17 protein-coding genes are annotated in these 15994 nt (G+C 55.1%); 13 read left to right on the top strand and 4 right to left on the bottom strand.

Annotated elements, in window-relative coordinates; translation table 11 throughout:
- The first annotated feature begins 65 nt into the window (after positions 1-65).
- The 5 genes from hflK to IE090_RS09555 all read left to right on the top strand — a co-directional run bounded on the left by hflK (position 66) and on the right by IE090_RS09555 (position 4899).
- Positions 66-1244 (top strand): FtsH protease activity modulator HflK, encoded by a 1179-nt coding sequence (gene hflK / locus IE090_RS09575; RefSeq protein ID WP_189388149.1) that lies wholly within the window; start codon positions 66-68, stop codon positions 1242-1244.
- Positions 1244-2113 carry a protease modulator HflC gene (hflC, locus tag IE090_RS09570; RefSeq protein ID WP_189388148.1) on the top strand — a complete coding sequence of 290 codons (870 nt, stop codon included), beginning with the start codon at positions 1244-1246 and terminating at the stop codon, positions 2111-2113. Before hflK ends, hflC begins: the two co-directional genes overlap by 1 nt.
- 100 nt (positions 2114-2213) lie before the next feature.
- Positions 2214-2408 (top strand): DUF2065 domain-containing protein, encoded by a 195-nt coding sequence (locus IE090_RS09565; protein ID WP_189388147.1) that lies wholly within the window; start codon positions 2214-2216, stop codon positions 2406-2408.
- A gap of 9 nt (positions 2409-2417) precedes the next feature.
- Complete coding sequence (locus IE090_RS09560) at positions 2418-3587, top strand: ATP phosphoribosyltransferase regulatory subunit (RefSeq protein WP_189388146.1); 1170 nt, start codon at positions 2418-2420, stop codon at positions 3585-3587.
- Positions 3588-3606: 19 nt separating this feature from the next.
- Positions 3607-4899 (top strand): adenylosuccinate synthase, encoded by a 1293-nt coding sequence (locus IE090_RS09555; protein ID WP_189388145.1) that lies wholly within the window; start codon positions 3607-3609, stop codon positions 4897-4899.
- A gap of 49 nt (positions 4900-4948) precedes the next feature.
- Here IE090_RS09555 and IE090_RS09550 read toward each other — a convergent pair whose 3' ends face one another.
- From IE090_RS09550 to ispB, 4 genes are all read right to left on the bottom strand, one after another.
- A complete protein-coding gene (locus IE090_RS09550) occupies positions 4949-5188 on the bottom strand; it encodes an HP1242/YdcH family protein (RefSeq protein ID WP_189388144.1) in 240 nt (79 codons plus the stop codon).
- A gap of 79 nt (positions 5189-5267) precedes the next feature.
- Positions 5268-5705: a thioredoxin TrxC gene (gene trxC / locus IE090_RS09545; RefSeq protein ID WP_189388143.1), complete on the bottom strand. Its 438-nt coding sequence runs from the start codon at positions 5703-5705 to the stop codon at positions 5268-5270.
- 117 nt (positions 5706-5822) lie between these two features.
- Positions 5823-7613 carry a protein-disulfide reductase DsbD gene (gene dsbD, locus IE090_RS09540; protein ID WP_189388142.1) on the bottom strand — a complete coding sequence of 597 codons (1791 nt, stop codon included), beginning with the start codon at positions 7611-7613 and terminating at the stop codon, positions 5823-5825.
- Positions 7614-7654: 41 nt separating this feature from the next.
- Positions 7655-8623 carry an octaprenyl diphosphate synthase gene (ispB, locus tag IE090_RS09535; RefSeq protein WP_189388141.1) on the bottom strand — a complete coding sequence of 323 codons (969 nt, stop codon included), beginning with the start codon at positions 8621-8623 and terminating at the stop codon, positions 7655-7657.
- Positions 8624-8880: 257 nt separating this feature from the next.
- Here ispB and rplU point away from each other — a divergent pair, with 257 nt between their 5' ends.
- The 8 genes from rplU to ribF all read left to right on the top strand — a co-directional run bounded on the left by rplU (position 8881) and on the right by ribF (position 15991).
- Positions 8881-9192 carry a 50S ribosomal protein L21 gene (rplU, locus tag IE090_RS09530; RefSeq protein ID WP_189388140.1) on the top strand — a complete coding sequence of 104 codons (312 nt, stop codon included), beginning with the start codon at positions 8881-8883 and terminating at the stop codon, positions 9190-9192.
- Between the two features lie 90 nt (positions 9193-9282).
- Positions 9283-9543 carry a 50S ribosomal protein L27 gene (gene rpmA, locus IE090_RS09525; RefSeq protein ID WP_189388139.1) on the top strand — a complete coding sequence of 87 codons (261 nt, stop codon included), beginning with the start codon at positions 9283-9285 and terminating at the stop codon, positions 9541-9543.
- A gap of 84 nt (positions 9544-9627) precedes the next feature.
- Positions 9628-10827 carry an Obg family GTPase CgtA gene (gene cgtA / locus IE090_RS09520; protein WP_189388138.1) on the top strand — a complete coding sequence of 400 codons (1200 nt, stop codon included), beginning with the start codon at positions 9628-9630 and terminating at the stop codon, positions 10825-10827.
- A gap of 17 nt (positions 10828-10844) precedes the next feature.
- Entirely contained in the window at positions 10845-11990 is a 1146-nt protein-coding gene (proB, locus tag IE090_RS09515; protein ID WP_229815658.1) for a glutamate 5-kinase, read from the top strand.
- Between the two features lie 22 nt (positions 11991-12012).
- Complete coding sequence (gene kdsA / locus IE090_RS09510) at positions 12013-12852, top strand: 3-deoxy-8-phosphooctulonate synthase (RefSeq protein WP_229815676.1); 840 nt, start codon at positions 12013-12015, stop codon at positions 12850-12852.
- 107 nt (positions 12853-12959) lie between these two features.
- Positions 12960-13226: a 30S ribosomal protein S20 gene (gene rpsT / locus IE090_RS09505; protein ID WP_189388136.1), complete on the top strand. Its 267-nt coding sequence runs from the start codon at positions 12960-12962 to the stop codon at positions 13224-13226.
- Positions 13227-13337: 111 nt separating this feature from the next.
- Entirely contained in the window at positions 13338-14897 is a 1560-nt protein-coding gene (gene murJ, locus IE090_RS09500) for a murein biosynthesis integral membrane protein MurJ (protein WP_189388135.1), read from the top strand.
- Between the two features lie 95 nt (positions 14898-14992).
- On the top strand, positions 14993-15991 hold the full coding sequence (gene ribF, locus IE090_RS09495; protein ID WP_189388134.1) for a bifunctional riboflavin kinase/FAD synthetase: 999 nt from the start codon (positions 14993-14995) through the stop codon (positions 15989-15991).
- Positions 15992-15994: the final 3 nt, after the last annotated feature.

Raw genomic sequence — 15994 nt, 5'->3', positions numbered from 1 at the left:
ACACTGACTTAACTGACTGGCTATCATGAGCAGCAATGCATCTGTCTTCCTGACTGGAGAAAACTATGGCCTGGAATGAGCCCGGCGGAAAGGGCAATCCCAACGATCCATGGGGTAATAACAACCGAGGTAATAACAATCGTGGCGGCAATCAACCACCGGATCTAGACGAAGCTCTAAAACAGCTGATGGATAAGCTGAACGGCCTGTTTGGCGGTGGCAATAATCGTGGCAACGGCAGCAATAAATCCGGTGGTGGCGGCAGCCTGTTCGGCATCGCCATTGTGGTGTTGCTGGTCATGCTCGGCTTTCAGTCGGTGTATACCTTGGATGAAACCCAACAAGGCGTGGTCATGCGCTTGGGTGAGTATCTAAAAACCGAAAATGCCGGTCTGCGGTTTAAAATTCCGTTGGTGGATGAAGTGGTACCGGTCAATACCACCCAGGTTCGCAACGCCGAAATTAAAGAGCGCATGCTGACCGAAGACGAAAACATCGTTGAGGTTGAACTCAACGTTCAGTACCGGGTGATGGACCCAGTGGCGTTTGCCCTGCGGGTTGAGCAGCCGGAACGCACCTTGTTGTCGGCAGCCGAAAGTGCGCTGCGTCACGAGGTTGGTTCCACCGCGATGGACCCTATCCTCACCGTCGGCCGTGCTATTTTGGCCGATCAAGTGCAAGTGCGTTTGCAGAATTACCTCGACCGCTACCAGACCGGTATGGTCATCAGCCAGATCAACATCAAAGATGCGCGTCCACCGGCGCCGGTGAAAGCTGCGTTTGACGATGTGCAAAAGGCTAAGCAAGACAAAGAGCGCTTAATTAACGAGGCCGAAGCCTACGCCAACTCGGTGGTGCCTGAGGCACGTGGTCGGGCGCAGCGTCAGCTGGAAGAAGCGTCTGCGTATAAATCTCGCATCGTGGCGCGCGCCGAAGGTGAAGCGGAGCGTTTTGAAAACCTGTACAGCGAATATCGCAAGGCACCTGAGGTGACACGCGAACGTCTCTACATCGAGGCTGTCACCAACGTCTACAACAATGCCAGCAAAGTGTTGGTCGATGTTGAAGGTGGTAACAACATGATGTATTTGCCGCTGGATCAGCTGATCAAAAATATGCCCAAGCCAGCCAATGCGCAGGACTTGATGTCCAACTCGGATATTTCGCGCCTGACCGATCAGGTACTGCGTGAAGTTCGCGCTCGCCAAAGCAATACCAGCAGTGTCCGTCGGGAGGGTCGCTAATGTCTCCAAAAGCCATGCTTGGCCTTATCGTCGCAGGTGTGTTGCTGCTTATCGGCAGCCAGGGCCTGTATGTGGTGAATGAAAAAGAGCGCGCCATCAAACTGCAATTTGGTGAAGTCGTGGGTGATGATATTCAGCCCGGCCTGCACTGGAAAACGCCGTTTGTGCAAAACGTGAAAAAGTTTGACGCGCGCGTGTTAACGCTGGATACCAACCCATCGCGTTACCTGACGTCGGGTAAAAAATACGTGATCGTTGATTCGTTCGCTAAATGGCGCATCAAAAACGTCAAAGCTTATTACCGGGCAACGTCGGGTAATCGCTTTGAAGCGTCTAACTTGCTGTCGAACCTGCTGAACAAGGGGCTGCGTGACGAGTTTGCTTCGCGCACCTTGCATGAGGTGGTGTCGGGCGAGCGTGACGAGTTGATGACTAAAATGACGCGCTTGCTGAATGAGAGCACCCAAGAAGAGCTGGGTGTGGAAGTACTGGACGTGCGTGTGAAGGCCATCGACTTGCCAGAAGACCTGAGTAACTCGGTGTATAACCGCATGTCGGCGGAACGTGAGCGTGAAGCGCGTGAGCAACGTTCGCAAGGTAAAGAGCTGGCCGAAGGTATTCAAGCCGATGCCGATCGTCAAAAGACCGTGATCGAGGCCGAAGCTTACCGCGATGCTGAGCGCATTCGTGGTGAAGGGGATGCCGAAGCCGCTCGCATTTATGCGTCTGCTTACAACAAGGATCCTGAGTTTTACTCCTTCACTCGCAGTTTGAAGGCGTATCAGGAAACCTTTAAAGAAAATGACGTGATTCTGCTGAAGCCAGACAGCGACTTCTTCCGCTATCTGAAAGACAGCAAAGGGCAATAATACGTCAGTATCTAAACCCCAAGGCTTCTGTTAGAATCCTGCAACCGGGCCCCATGGCCCGGTTTTTTGTGCGTTCAGGAAAGCAACAGGCGGTATCTGCATGGATATATGGCAGCATTTGATGTTGGCTATGGGCCTGTTTCTGGTGATCGAAGGCTTATTGCCGTTCGCCAGTCCTGCGCAGTGGCGTCGGCTGGTAATGCAGGTGGCGCAAAGTGATGATCGCACCATTCGACTGACTGGCCTGACCAGTATGCTACTGGGGCTGGCCGTGCTTTATCTCATCAATCATTAAGGCTGATCCATGACAAGCGCTGATCGCTGGCTGTTACCTGACGGTATCGAAGAAATCCTGCCGCCTCAGGCTCGCCAGATAGAGAGCCTGCGGCGCCAGCTGCTCGACTTATTGGATTGCTGGGGCTATGACGTGGTCATGCCGCCGGCATTGGAATATCTAGACTCCCTGCTAACCGGTGTGGGCAAAGACCTGGATCTGCGTACCTTTAAGGTTACCGACCAGCTGTCTGGCCGCTTGATGGGCTTGTCGGCTGATACCACGCCACAAGTGGCACGCATCGACGCGCACAGCTTTGCGCCTGAAGGTGTTGGGCGCTTTTGCTATTGCCGCACCGTGTTTCATGCCAAGTCCAGCTCCTTGCTGGCCAGTCGCACGCCAACGCAAATCGGTGCTGAGTTATATGGCGAGGCTGGCATCGATGCCGATGTCGAAATCATCAGTTTGATGGTGGCCTTGCTGCAGCATGCGGGTGTGACCGATATTCATCTGGACTTAGGCAATGTCGCCGTGTTCCGCGCTTTGGCGGATGCCGCCGAGCTGAACCATGAGCAGCAGCAAGGGCTGTTTGAGCTGTTGCGGCTAAAATGCGTTAGCGATCTGGACCAGTGGGTCAGTGAACACATTCGTGATGGCGTGCTGGATCAAGCTTTCCGCCAGGCGTTTCGCTTGCAAGGCGAGCTGGACATGCTGATGCCGATGGTCGATAGCATGGCCAAGGCCGTGCCGGCAGCCGCCCAGGCTTTGAGCCATACCCTGCAGGTGGCGCAGCAACTGATGGCACGCTTCCCTGAGCTGCCGTTGGTGTTTGATTTCACCGAATTACGTGGCTACGACTATCACACCGGTTTGGTGTTTGCGGCTTATGTGCCGGGCTATGGCGACGCTGTGATGCAGGGTGGCCGTTACGATGAAACCGGTGCCGTGTTTGGTCGGGCCCGTCCTGCGACGGGTTTCAGTGGTGATTTGAAAGTACTGGCGCGTTTTTCCGGCCATGCTGTCAATGCGCGTGAAACCGTGTTGGCACCACAGCACAATGATGCCCAGTTATGGCAGCAAGTGCAGGCCTTGCGGGCACAAGGCAAGCGAGTAGTGACGCAGTTGAATGGCGAAGCGATGGCGGCTGATTACCAGCTGCAGCAGCAAGATGGCCAATGGCAGCTGGTAAAGATTAACTGATTGAGTGAAGACTGAAGCAATGGGTAAAAGCGTCGTTGTATTAGGCACCCAATGGGGTGATGAAGGTAAAGGCAAGATCGTAGACTTGCTGACCGAAAAAGCCGCCGCTGTGGTGCGTTTCCAGGGCGGGCACAATGCTGGCCACACACTGGTGATTGACGGTGAAAAAACCGCTCTGCATTTGATTCCGTCGGGCATCTTGCGCGATGGCGTACAGTGCATCATCGGCAACGGTGTGGTGTTGGCACCCGATGCGCTGCTGAAAGAAATGCGGGCGTTGGAAGATCGCGGTGTGCCCGTGCGTGAGCGCCTGCGTATCTCGCATGCTTGCCCATTGATTTTGCCGTATCACGTCGCTTTGGATCAGGCGCGTGAAATCAAGCGCGGCGCTGCCAAAATCGGTACTACGGGGCGTGGTATCGGCCCTGCCTATGAAGACAAAGTGTCGCGTCGTGGCTTGCGCGTGGACGATATGTTCCAGCCTGAGTTTGCCGACAAGCTGAAAGAAGTGATGGAGTTCCATAACTTCGCGCTGAAGCATTACTACGGCGTTGATGAAGTCAGCTACGAAGACACCTTGGCGGCTTGCCAGGAGTGGGCAGCGGCGATTAAAGACATCGTGGTGGATGCTGTTGATCTGGTGCACACCGTGCGCGAGCAGGGGGGCGACATCATGTTTGAAGGCGCTCAAGGTACGCTGCTCGACATCGACCACGGCACCTACCCGTTTGTTACCTCTTCGAACACTACCGCAGGCGGTGTGGCAACGGGCTCTGGTGTAGGTCCTTTGTATTTGGACCAAATTCTGGGCATTACCAAGGCTTACACCACGCGTGTTGGCTCAGGTCCTTTCCCAACCGAGCTGTTTGACGACGTTGGCAAGCATCTGGCCGATGTCGGTAAAGAAAAAGGCACCACCACGGGTCGTGATCGTCGTTGCGGCTGGTTTGATGCCATGTTGGTGAAACATGCCATTCGCGTGAATTCAATCAACACCATTTGCCTGACCAAGCTGGACGTGCTGGATGGCCTTGAGACTATTAAAGTGTGTATTGGTTATCGCGACGAAAACGGCAACGACTTAAAAGTGCCGGCGTCGGCGGATCAGTTCGAAAAAGTCACACCTGTGTACAAAGAGCTGCCGGGTTGGAGTGAGTCCACTTTCGGTGCCAAGAGCATCGACGAGCTGCCAGAAAACGCGCGCAACTACATTCGCTTCGTTGAAGAGGCGATTGCTGCACCGATCGATATTATTTCCACCGGCCCAGACCGTATGGAAACCATCGTGCTGCGTCACAGCTTCGAGTTGTAAGCTCGTTGTTATGTGAGTGCCATAAAAAAAGCCCCTTGCGGGGCTTTTTTTATGCTTGCTTGAGCATGTTGTAGAGGTCATCTTTAAGATGTAAGCGCTTGAGTTTCAGGTTCTCCAGACGCTCATCAGAAGCTGCCTCGGCCTGTTCTTCAATTTTGCGAACTTCTTTGTCAACCTCGTGGTATTCCTCAAATAAACGCGCGAAATGGCGATCGTTCATTTTTAGCTCGCGAATTTGCTCAGACATCTCTGGAAACTCATGGTGTAGGTCGTGGGCTTCGATACTCATTTTATTCTCCTTTGCTTCACCTTCAGCATACGACCCTGGCCCTGTCGGTTCTTGATGTGAATCAGGCTAATCCTCGTTTTTACTGGCCGACTTTCTGCAGCGCTTGCTGGATCCATTGCTGCAGTTGTGGTGCTGGCAGGGCGCCGGCCAGGCGCTCAACTTCGCGCCCTTGGTGAAAGAAAATAAGAGTTGGGATGCTGCGAATGGCAAAGCGCTGGCTGGTCATGGGTGTGTGCTCGGTGTTGACCTTGGCGAAGCGCAATTGATGTTGCAGTTGCTGGCACGTGGCACTGAACACGGGCGCCATGGCCTGGCAGGGGCCGCACCAGCTGGCCCAAAAGTCGACCAGCACGGGCAGATCATTCTTGGCGATAAAGCGCTCGAAATCGGTATCGCTGAGTTCAACCGGTGTGCCATTAAACAAAGGATTTTTACAGCGGCCACACTGGCCTTGCTGCTGGCTACGTTCGGCGGGTATGCGGTTAATGGCGCCGCAAGAAGGGCAGGTGTAGTGCATGTGAGTATCCTGAGCTGACCTGAAAAACAGACGCTGCCACTACAGGCGGCAGCGTCTTATATATCGAGTCACCCCTCGAAAACTCAAGGGTGAGTCTGCAGTTGTGTGGCTTGAGTGTCAGCGCGAGGGGAAATGGTCGCTGACGTGCTCGACAAATTGCGGCTTGCTTACCTCGCCGACAATGCGCGCTGGGGTGACTTCCTGCGATTGATCGAAGAACAATATCGTAGGAGGCCCAAACACGCCGTGCTTTTGCATAAATTGCACTTGCTCGGCACTGTTAGCCGTGACGTCGAGTTTCACCCAAGTCAGGTGACTGAATTGGCGTTGCACGTCGGCGTGGGAGAAGATTTCCGCTTCCATGACTTTGCAGCTGATGCACCAGTCGGCGTAAAAATCGACCATGACCGGGCGTGGACTGTTGGCAATGATTTGCTCAAGCTCACTAATCGAGTCGGTCTTGCGAAATGGGCTGCTGGCCTTGCTGCTTTCTTGGCTGACGACTGTGGTTGCCGTAGCCAGGGGTTGCAGTGGGTTCGATTGGCCCTGCAGTACGCCGACCAAAGCCATCGCGCCGTATAAGAAGAACACCCAAGCAATGCCTTTAACTAAGCGCTGCTTGCCGCTGTTGGCTGGCTCAAAGGCGCCCAAAACGACGCCGTAAACCAGTGCCAGTAAGGCCCACAGCAACAATGCGGCTTCGCCTGGAATGACCCGGCTGAGCAACCAGATGGCGACGCCAAGCAGTAGCACGCCGAAGAACACCTTGATCTGGTCCATCCAGCCACCGGCTTTGGGCAAGATAGAAGCGCCGGTGGTGCCCAGCACGATGAGCGGTGCTCCCATGCCGAGGCCGAGGGCCAGTAAGGCACTGCCTCCCAGCCACGCGTCACCTGTGGTGCTTAAGTATACCAAGGCGCCAGCCAGTGGCGCTGATACGCAAGGCGATACCACCAAGGCGGACAAAACGCCCATGATAAACACGCTGAGCCAATGGCCGCCTTGTTGCTTTTGATTCATTTCGTTGAGGCGGTTACGAATGCCAGATGGCAATTGCAGCTCGTACAAGCCAAACATGGCCAGCGCCAGGGCGACAAACAGCGCAGCAAATACGGCCAGTACCCAAGGGGTTTGCATCCAGGCTTGCACATTGGCGCCAGCGCCTAATAAGCCAACGGTCAAACCTGCGGCGGCATACGTCAGTGCCATGCCCAGTACGTAAATGCTGGACAGCGCAAAGCCTCGGGCGGGCGAGGTGTTGTTTTGGCCCAGTACCACGCTGGTGAGAATGGGCACCATAGGCAATACGCAGGGGGTGAAGGTCAGGCCAATACCGAGCAAAAAGAACAAGCCCACCACGGCGGCCCAGGAGCGGCCAGTGAACCAGTTATCGTCAGCAGGCTCGTTGGTGCTGGTTGCAGCCGCGCTGGCGGGTTTGGCTGTGGTTGTTGCAAGGCTCGCTGCTGGGCTCGTGTTTGCGGCGCTGCTGCCATCCCAGCTGAGCTTTAATTTTTGCGGCGGGTAGCACAGGCCGGCGTCGGCACAGCCTTGATGGTGCAGAGTGAATTCACCCTCGGAGAGCTGGTTCAAATCAAAGGTGGCGCTCAGTGGGCCGTAAAATGCGGTGACGATGCCAAACGCCGGATCGTCTTTTTCTTTACCTGCTTGAGAAAAAGACACAGGCGTTATTTCTTGGCCCTGCTGCGACAGGTAAATGCGACTTTTATACAGGTAATAGCCGTCACTGGAGTCCCAGTCGGCGATCAGTTGCTGCCCTTCAAAGCGGGTGGTAAGCGGGAATGCTTCGTCAACGGGTAAAAACTTGGGCTCGTCGCTCAATGAGTCGAGCAGGTTGGCGTGACTGAACGGGGCAATCAGGCTGACCAGTAGTAACATCCACTTGATCACGATACTTCCTTTCCTGGTGCAGACAGCCAATGGCTGTCGAATTAATGGGTACGCATCACGGCTACATCGGCCAGCGCTGCCAGCGCTGTTTTGGCCTCACTGTCGGGCAAAAGTTCGAGTTGTTGCTTGGCGTTGTCCGCGCAGGTCTGCGCCTGTTGGCGGGTGTAGTCTAAAGAACCGCAGGCTTGAACGATGCGAATCACGTCATCCATTTGTTCAAGGCCACCGCGGCGAATCGCGCGGCGAATCAGCTGGCGCTGCTCGTCATTGCCATGAGCCATGGCATGAATCAGTGGCAAGGTAGGCTTGCCTTCGGCTAGGTCATCGCCAACGTTTTTGCCCAGCTCTGCCGCATCGCCGCTGTAATCGAGCACATCGTCAATCAATTGAAAAGCCATGCCCAGCTCGGTGCCGTAGCGCTGCAGCGCTTGTTGCTGCTCATCGCTGCATTGATACAGGGCTGCAGTGGCGTGGGTGGAGGCTTCGAACAGCATGGCGGTTTTGCCATGAATGACGTCGCGGTACTGCTGCTCGGTAATGTCCGGGTTTTTTACATTGGTCAGTTGCAGCACTTCGCCTTCGGCGATCACGCAAGTGGCGTCGGATAAAATCTTCATCACCGGCAGGGATTCCAGCTCCACCATCATCTGAAAAGCACGGCTGTATAAAAAGTCGCCCACCAGTACGCTCGGTGCATTGCCCCATTTGGCGTTGGCCGTTGGGTTGCCACGGCGCATGTCGGAGGTGTCGACCACGTCGTCGTGCAGCAGGGTGGCGGTGTGCAAAAATTCGATCACAGTGGCCAGTTTGACGGCTTCAGCATCACTGCGCTGCAGGGCGCGGCTGGTCAGCAGTACCAGCAAAGGACGAATGCGTTTGCCGCCGCTGGAGACGATGTAGTCGGCGATTTTTTCGACCAGGGGCACGCGCGAGGCTAACTGCTCGTGAATAAGGCGATCGACAGCCTGAAACTCGGATTGAACGACGGAGAGAATGTCTGAAATCTGCATGGCGGTCGACGGCTGCCCGGTGGTAATAGGAGTTAGAGGCGCAGATGCTAGGGAGGCACCGTCGGAGTGTCAAGAAAGACCGCCGCCTAACTTGCGCCATGATCGTGCCTGCGGTATAGTCTCGCGCCCCGAAATTCTGCTCCCTGCCATATGGAAACCAGAGCGTTGCCAGTAGAAGCAGGACGTGGCTGGCAGACAGCCCGAGTAAGAAGCAGCAATGATGCCGGGTTCATTAAGCGATAAGCGGAGAACGTACAATGTACGCAGTAGTGGTAACTGGCGGTAAGCAATACCGTGTTGAAGAAGGCCAAACGCTGAAAGTTGAAAAACTGGAAGTTGAAACTGGCGCAGCGGTTGAGCTGGAAAAAGTTCTGCTGATCGGCAACGGCGACGACGTTAAAATCGGCGCACCGGTTGTTGAAGGCGCCAAAGTGACTGCAGAAGTGGTTAGCCACGGTCGTCACAAGAAGGTTAAAATCCTGAAGTTCAAGCGTCGTAAGCACCACATGAAGCAAATGGGCCACCGTCAGTGGTTCACCGAGCTGAAAATCACCAGCATCGCTGGCTAATCATCTGAACTGAATTCCTGGGTCCGTGTTCGGTAGCCAAACCGGCCGCATCCGCAGCGTTGCAGCGACCCAATAACGAGGAGCAAGATCATGGCACACAAAAAGGCTGGTGGTAGCACCAAGAACGGTCGCGATTCCGAAAGTAAACGCTTAGGCGTGAAAATGTTCGGTGGTCAGGCGGCCAAAGCCGGTAACATCATTGTTCGTCAGCGCGGCACTCGTTTCCACGCTGGTGACAACGTACGTGTTGGTCGTGACCACACTTTGTTCGCAACCGCTGATGGCGAAGTAAAATTCGAAATCAAAGGTAAGAACAACCGTAAGACTGTAAGCATCGTTCCAGCAGCGTAATTTCGCTTGGCATGATGGCTCGACGCCCTGCAGCTATGAGCTGGCGGGGCGTTTTTGTTTGTAACCACCCTGGAGGGGCAAAGTATGAAGTTCGTCGATGAAGCAACGATATCGGTCGAGGCCGGCAAAGGAGGCAATGGCTGTCTGAGCTTTCGTCGTGAGAAGTTTGTGCCCAAGGGTGGCCCAGACGGCGGTGATGGCGGTGATGGCGGCTCGATTTATCTCGAAGCCGATGAGTCGATCAACACCTTGATTGACTACCGCTACACCCGTCGCTTTAAAGCGCAAAACGGTGAGGCAGGCGGTGCCCGCAACTGCACCGGCGCCAAAGGCGAAGACCTGATATTGAAGGTGCCGGTGGGCACCACGGCCATTGATGACGACACGGGCGAAACCTTGGGCGATTTGACCTACGTCGGCGAGCGCCTGATGGTGGTGCGCGGCGGTTATCATGGTCTTGGCAATACGCGCTACAAATCCAGTACTAACCAGGCGCCGCGTCAGACTAAGCCAGGGCAAGAGGGCGAGTCGCGCAACCTCAAGCTGGAGCTGAAAGTGCTGGCCGATGTCGGCCTGCTGGGCATGCCGAACGCCGGTAAATCTACCTTTATTCGTGCAGTGTCGGCGGCCAAACCGAAAGTTGCGGATTACCCCTTTACCACCTTGGTGCCCAACCTGGGCGTGGTATCGCTGGAGCAGCACCGCAGTTTTGTGATTGCCGATATTCCTGGGCTGATTGAAGGCGCCTCAGAAGGTGCGGGTTTAGGCACGCGTTTTTTAAAGCACCTGGTGCGCACCCATATTTTGCTGCACATCGTTGATATGGCGCCGTTTGACGGCTCTGATCCGGCGGAAAAAGTACAAGCCATTTCACGTGAGCTGGAAGAATTTTCGCCCGGTCTGGCCGCGCGGGAGCGCTGGCTGGTGCTGAATAAACTCGATTTGATTCCTGAAGATGAACGTGAGCAGCGCTGTCAGGCGGTATTGGATCAGCTCGACTGGGATGGCCCTGTGTATCGCATTGCCGCCATCAGTCAGCAGGGCACCAAAGCGTTGGTGGGCGACATCATGAACTTCATCGAAGAGCGCCAGCAGCGCGCCCAGGAAGATGAAGAGTTCGCAGAGGCGCTGCTGGCTGAGCGCGAGCAAGTGGAGGAAGAAGCGCGCGAACACATGGAAATGCTGGCCGAGCGTCGCCAAGAGCAGCGCGCTGCGCGCAAAGCAGCCAAGCAAGATGATGACGACGACGACCACGACGTCGAAGTGGTGTACACCAACGAATAATCACGCAGGAGCCGTGCATGAGTGAGGCGGGTGTAATGCAGCCGGATGTGCGCGCCAAGTTGGCGCAGCGTCGGCGATGGATTGTGAAAATCGGCAGTGCCTTGCTGACCAATGACGGCAAAGGCCTAGATCAGGCACGCATTCGCCAGTGGGTTGACCAAATGGCGGCGCTGAAGCAAGCGGGCCACGAAATCGTACTGGTGTCATCTGGGGCGGTGGCAGAAGGTATGCGTCGCTTGGGCTGGCAGCGCCGGCCCGAGCAGTTGGACCAGTTACAGGCCGCCGCCGCTGTCGGTCAAATGGGCCTGATTCAGGCTTATGAAAGCGCGTTTGCGCAGCATCAGTTTCACACCGCACAAATCCTTCTCACCCACGACGATTTAAGCGATCGCCGGCGCTATCTCAATGCCCGCACCACGTTACGCACGCTGCTGGACATGGGTGTGGTGCCCATCGTCAATGAAAACGACACCGTAGTAACGGACGAAATCTGCTTTGGCGACAACGATACCTTAGGGGCTTTGGTGGCCAATCTGGTTGAGGCGGACTTATTGGTGCTGCTGACCGATCAAGATGGTTTGTTTACCGCGGACCCGCGTCGCCATGCTGATGCGCAAATTGTGCATCAAGGCCAGGCGTCTGACCCGGCATTTAAAGCCATGGCGGGCGGTGGTGGCAGTTTAGGGCGCGGTGGCATGGCCACTAAGGTGCGCGCGGCGACCTTGGCAGCGCGCTCTGGTGCCGACACTGTGATTGTCGGTGGTCGCCAGCCAGCGGTATTGGAGCGTTTGCGCGCCGGTGAAATGATTGGCACCTTGCTGTTGGCCGATGCCGAAAAATTGGTGGCCCGTAAGCAGTGGATTGCCGGTCATTTGCAAACCTGCGGTGAGTTGGTGTTAGATGCTGGCGCTGTGACGGCAGTGCGTGAGCAAGGTCGAAGCCTGCTGCCCATTGGTGTGGCGGCGGTGCGTGGTCAATTTGATCGTGGGCAAGTGGTTGCCTGCGTGAATGAAAGCGGTGCCCTGGTGGCCAAAGGATTGGTGAACTTCAGCTCGGAAGAAGCCAGTTTGGTGGTGCGTACCCCAACCCGTGAGTTGGCCAATGTGTTAGGTGTGGCCACTGATCCGGAAATGATTCACAGAGACAACCTGGTCGTACTGTGACAACAACAGGAAGAAAATGACAATGATTGAATCGGTCAATGTTGCTGGCTTAGAAGTGCGCAATGATGCGCCGTTTACCTTATTTGGTGGCATGAATGTGTTAGAGAGTCGCGATCTGGCACTGCGCATTTGTGAGCACTATGTGCAAGTTACGGAAAAGCTCGGCATTCCTTACGTCTTTAAAGCGTCATTTGATAAGGCCAATCGCTCTTCTATTAACTCCTACCGCGGCCCAGGTATGGAAGAAGGGTTGAAAATCTTTGCCGATATCAAAGCGCAGTTCGATGTGCCCATCATTACCGACGTGCATGAGCCCTATCAGGCCGCACCGGTAGCGGAAGTGGTGGATGTGATCCAGTTGCCGGCATTTTTGGCGCGTCAGACCGACCTAGTGGTGGCGATGGCGAAAACCGGTGCTGCCATTAATGTCAAAAAGCCGCAGTTTTTAGCGCCCCACGAAATGCGCCACATCATCACTAAGTTTGCCGAAGCTGGTAACGAGCGGGTGATGTTGTGTGAGCGTGGCTCCAGCTTTGGTTACAACAACCTGGTGGTCGACATGCTGGGCATGGACGATATGAAGCAGCAGGCGCCGGTGGTGTTTGATGCGACTCATGCCTTGCAGCGCCCAGGTGGCCGTGCGGATTCTGCTGATGGTCGACGCGCTCAAGCGTTTGAGTTGGCGCGCTCGGGTATGGCGCTGGGCATTGCTGGTTTGTTTATCGAGGCGCATCCCAACCCTGCAGAAGCCAAGTGCGATGGTCCATGTGCGCTGCCGTTGGACAAATTAGAGCCATATTTGGCGCAAATGAAAGCCATTGACGATTTAGTGAAGTCATTCGCGCCTGTCGTGATCGACTGACGGTTGACACTGGCCGGACGAGTCTGGATAATTCCGGCCCTCTCTTGTGGAGCTTGGGTAGAGCCGGCTCCTGAATAACTGAAATAACCAATTTTGAGGAGCCGACTGTGGCAAATTCTGCTGGTTCTCGTAAACGCGCCCGTCAGGCTATCAAGCGTCGTGCTCGTACCGTAGCCCTGCGTTCAATGGTTCGTACTTACATCAAGAAAGTACACGCTGCCGTTGCAACTGGTGATTATGAGCAAGCTCAAGCTGCGTTTACCAAGACTCAACCTTACATCGACAAGATGGTAAACAAAGGTATCATGCACAAGAACACTGCTGCACGTACCAAGAGCCGTCTGAATGCTAAGGTATTCGCACTGAAAGGCTGATAGCTGAACAGTTCGTAAAAACCCGCTACCGGCGGGTTTTTTTATGCCTGCCGTATGGCCTGGTCGCCGTCGCAAAGGTCGCGTAGAGGCGCCTTACAGGATTCAAACTTGATGTCAGAACAGGAATCGCATTCATCAAAGGGGCTGTTGCGCTCCTCTTCCATCGTTAGCCTGATGACGTTGCTCAGCCGGGTGCTGGGGTTGGTGCGCGATGTGGTGGTGGCGCAGTATTTTGGCGCCCGTGCCGATGCGTTTTTTGTGGCCTTTAAAATTCCTAATTTCTTTCGACGCTTGTTTGCCGAAGGCGCGTTTTCCGTCGCTTTTGTCCCCGTATTAAGTGAATATCGGGCGCAGCGCAGCCTCGATGAGGTACGGCTGTTTGTCGCGCGCATGTCAGGCACGTTGGGCTTGCTGCTGTTGCTGTTAACCGCGCTGGCATTATTATTTGCCGATTATCTGCCTTGGTTGTTTGCCCCCGGCTTTCGCGCTGACCCAGAAAAATTTGCCTTAACCGGCGACTTGCTGCGCATTACCTTCCCGTATTTGTTGTTTATTTCCCTGGCTGCTTTTAGCAGCAGTGTATTAAACGCCTACGGACGTTTTGCGGTACCAGCCTTTACCCCAGTGATTTTGAACATCACCTTAATCGCCTCGGTGTGGTATTTGACGCCGCTGTTTGTTGAGCCTTTGTTTGCGCTGGCCTGGGGCGTGCTGTTGGCTGGCGCGTTGCAGTGGCTGTTTCAATTGCCGTTTCTGGCGCGCCAGCGCATGCTGGTGTGGCCACGGCCCAACACCAAAGATGACGGTGTGCGTCGTGTGGGTGGGTTGATGGTGCCGGCTTTGTTTGGGGTGTCGGTGAGTCAGATTAACTTACTGCTCGATACCTTATTAGCGTCTTTCCTCGAGAGCGGCAGTGTCAGTTGGCTGTATTACGCCGACCGCTTAAACAACTTGCCGTTAGGCGTGTTTGCCATTGCCATAGGGGTGGTGGTGTTGCCCAGTTTGTCCGCCAATCACGCCCGTGATGATCATCAGCGCTTTGCCGCCATCTTAGATTGGGCGCTGCGCATGGTGATTTTGTTGGCGCTGCCCGCGGCGCTGGCCTTGGTGCTGTTGGCCACTCCGTTGATGGCGACCATCTTTTATCACGGTGAAATGACCCCTTACGACATCGGCAACATGGCCTTGGCGCTGCAGGCCTACGGCAGCGGGCTGCTGGCGTTTATGTTGATTAAAGTGTTGGCGCCTGGCTATTACGCACGGCAAGACACGAAAACGCCGGTGCGTATCGGTGTTCAGGCCATGGTGTTGAACATGGTGCTTAACCTAGCGTTGGTGATACCGCTGCAGCATGTTGGGCTGGCGCTGGCGACGGCGCTGTCGTCGTATTTTAACGCTTGGATGCTCTACCGTGGGTTGCGCCGTTCAAACACCTTAAATTTGCAGCCGGGTTGGTGGCGTTACAGTGCCAAAGTGGTGCTGGCTCTGCTGGCTTTGGCAGGCGCTATCGTGTTGTTGATGGGCGATGCGCAGCAGTGGCTGCTTTGGAGTGCCGGGCAGAGAGCCGGGCAAATGGCATTGCTGGTGATCAGTGGTGTGCTGCTCTATTTTGCCGTGTTGGCCGCGCTGGGGCTTCGCCCTCGCCATTTGCGCGGTGCGCGATTTGAATAGGTTGCGATGTGGCCCTGCCAGAGCTGTGCCTCGCACCTGTTAGAAGTGAGGCCAGTTAGCTATAATCCGGCCCTCATTTTTTTCAGGTGATTGGCATGCGATTGGTGCGTGGGTTGTACAATTTGCCATCCGGCTTTGCCGGCTGCGTTGCCACCATTGGCAACTTTGACGGCGTGCACCTAGGGCATCAGGCGTTGTTGCGCTCACTGCAGCAAAAAGCCAGCGAGCATGCATTGCCAACACTGGTGTTGCTGTTTGAACCCCAGCCGAAAGAGTTTTTTGCCCCCGAGCATGCTCCGGCGCGACTGGCCAGTTTGCGCGATAAGTTGCGGGATTTACGCGGTGGGCCTCAGTATCCAGGGGTTGATTACGTTTTATGTTTGCCATTTAACCAATCTTTACGCTCCATGTCCGCCGATGAGTTCATCGATCAGATACTGGTTGATGCGCTCAAAATACGGCATTTGATCGTCGGTGATGATTTTCGTTTTGGCTGTGACCGCCGTGGTGATTATCAAGCGCTGCAGCAAGCAGGGCTGCGATATGGTTTTGATGTTGAAGACACGCCGACGCTGGAGTTTGATGGCGAGCGCATCTCTAGCACACGGGTGCGCAGCGAACTGGCCAGCAATAATCTCGCTCGGGTAGGGCGCTTATTGGGTCGCCCTTATCGCCTATCTGGACGCGTTGGCTATGGTCGCCAGCTTGGCCGTACCCTAGGTGCACCAACGGCCAATGTTTTAATACGTCGCGCCAAGTTGCCGCTGACGGGCGTGTTCGCCGTGCAGGTGTGCGATGAGGACACGGGTGAAGAGTACCTCGGGGTGGCTAACATTGGCTACAAACCCACCGTTGCTGGTGAACCTGAGCCCTCGCTGGAAGTGCACTTGTTTGCCTGCAAAGAAAACTTGTATGGTCATCATTTGACCGTGGGGTTGTTGCACAAAATTCGAGACGAGAAAAAGTTCAACGGTTTGGATGCCTTAAAGCAAGCCATTGAAGCCGATTTTAACGCTGCTAAGCATTATTTTGCCGCCATGCCCGGCGCTTTTCGTGGCCATTGCGCCACAGAATTCAGCTTATTAACCAAGTGACCT

Source organism: Bacterioplanes sanyensis, assembly GCF_014652515.1.
Lineage (GTDB): Bacteria > Pseudomonadota > Gammaproteobacteria > Pseudomonadales > Oceanobacteraceae > Bacterioplanes > Bacterioplanes sanyensis.
This window is presented reverse-complemented; position numbering and strand designations above follow the sequence as displayed.

Excerpts from the sequence above, each read along its gene's own strand:
- hflK (WP_189388149.1), top strand. The coding sequence starts at position 66 with ATGGCCTGGAATGAGCCCGGCGGAAAGGGCAATCCCAACGATCCATGG.
- rpmA (WP_189388139.1), top strand. The coding sequence starts at position 9,283 with ATGGCACACAAAAAGGCTGGTGGTAGCACCAAGAACGGTCGCGATTCC.
- IE090_RS09550 (WP_189388144.1), bottom strand. The coding sequence starts at position 5,188 with ATGAGTATCGAAGCCCACGACCTACACCATGAGTTTCCAGAGATGTCT.
- IE090_RS09555 (WP_189388145.1), top strand. The coding sequence starts at position 3,607 with ATGGGTAAAAGCGTCGTTGTATTAGGCACCCAATGGGGTGATGAAGGT.
- proB (WP_229815658.1), top strand. The coding sequence starts at position 10,845 with ATGAGTGAGGCGGGTGTAATGCAGCCGGATGTGCGCGCCAAGTTGGCG.
- rplU (WP_189388140.1), top strand. The coding sequence starts at position 8,881 with ATGTACGCAGTAGTGGTAACTGGCGGTAAGCAATACCGTGTTGAAGAA.
- cgtA (WP_189388138.1), top strand. The coding sequence starts at position 9,628 with ATGAAGTTCGTCGATGAAGCAACGATATCGGTCGAGGCCGGCAAAGGA.
- IE090_RS09560 (WP_189388146.1), top strand. The coding sequence starts at position 2,418 with ATGACAAGCGCTGATCGCTGGCTGTTACCTGACGGTATCGAAGAAATC.
- ribF (WP_189388134.1), top strand. The coding sequence starts at position 14,993 with ATGCGATTGGTGCGTGGGTTGTACAATTTGCCATCCGGCTTTGCCGGC.
- hflC (WP_189388148.1), top strand. The coding sequence starts at position 1,244 with ATGTCTCCAAAAGCCATGCTTGGCCTTATCGTCGCAGGTGTGTTGCTG.
- murJ (WP_189388135.1), top strand. The coding sequence starts at position 13,338 with ATGTCAGAACAGGAATCGCATTCATCAAAGGGGCTGTTGCGCTCCTCT.
- ispB (WP_189388141.1), bottom strand. The coding sequence starts at position 8,623 with ATGCAGATTTCAGACATTCTCTCCGTCGTTCAATCCGAGTTTCAGGCT.
- IE090_RS09565 (WP_189388147.1), top strand. The coding sequence starts at position 2,214 with ATGGATATATGGCAGCATTTGATGTTGGCTATGGGCCTGTTTCTGGTG.
- trxC (WP_189388143.1), bottom strand. The coding sequence starts at position 5,705 with ATGCACTACACCTGCCCTTCTTGCGGCGCCATTAACCGCATACCCGCC.
- kdsA (WP_229815676.1), top strand. The coding sequence starts at position 12,013 with ATGATTGAATCGGTCAATGTTGCTGGCTTAGAAGTGCGCAATGATGCG.